Genomic DNA, 871 nt, shown 5'->3' with positions numbered 1-871 from the left:
TTCCGCTCCCGGTTCGTGATCGAGCCGCTGGAGCCGGGCTTCGGCTACACCCTCGGCAACTCCCTGCGTCGCACGCTCCTCTCCTCGATTCCGGGTGCGGCGGTCACGTCCATCCGCATCGACGGCGTTCTGCACGAGTTCACCACCGTGCCGGGCGTCAAGGAGGACGTCACCGACCTGATCCTCAACATCAAGCAGCTGGTCGTCTCCTCGGAGCACGACGAGCCGGTCGTGATGTACCTGCGCAAGCAGGGCCCGGGTCTGGTCACCGCCGCCGACATCGCGCCCCCGGCCGGTGTCGAGGTGCACAACCCCGACCTCGTCCTCGCCACGCTCAACGGCAAGGGCAAGCTGGAGATGGAGCTGACCGTCGAGCGCGGTCGCGGCTACGTCTCCGCCGTTCAGAACAAGCAGGTCGGTCAGGAGATCGGGCGCATCCCGGTCGACTCGATCTACTCGCCGGTGCTGAAGGTCACGTACAAGGTCGAGGCGACCCGTGTCGAGCAGCGCACCGACTTCGACAAGCTGATCGTCGACGTCGAGACCAAGCAGGCCATGCGTCCCCGTGACGCCATGGCGTCGGCCGGTAAGACCCTGGTCGAGCTGTTCGGTCTGGCGCGCGAGCTCAACATCGACGCCGAGGGCATCGACATGGGCCCGTCCCCCACGGACGCCGCCCTCGCCGCGGACCTCGCGCTGCCGATCGAGGAGCTCGAGCTCACCGTTCGTTCCTACAACTGCCTCAAGCGTGAGGGCATCCACTCCGTGGGTGAGCTCGTCGCCCGCTCCGAGGCCGACCTCCTGGACATCCGCAACTTCGGTGCGAAGTCCATCGACGAGGTCAAGGCGAAGCTGGCCGGCATGGGCCTGG

The 871-nt window shown here is 67.2% G+C and carries 1 protein-coding gene; it reads left to right on the top strand.

Translation table 11 applies throughout. The features are described 5' to 3' along the window. Positions 1 to 871 (top strand): DNA-directed RNA polymerase subunit alpha (locus KVT44_RS55490; RefSeq protein WP_217576846.1); only part of this gene is annotated, 871 nt, incomplete at both ends.

The sequence above is a fragment of the Streptomyces sp. GbtcB7 genome (assembly GCF_019091445.1).
GTDB classification, from domain to species: Bacteria; Actinomycetota; Actinomycetes; order Streptomycetales; family Streptomycetaceae; genus Streptomyces; species Streptomyces mirabilis.
Note: the sequence above shows the minus strand (reverse complement) of the source record. Positions and strands in the feature narration are given on the sequence as shown.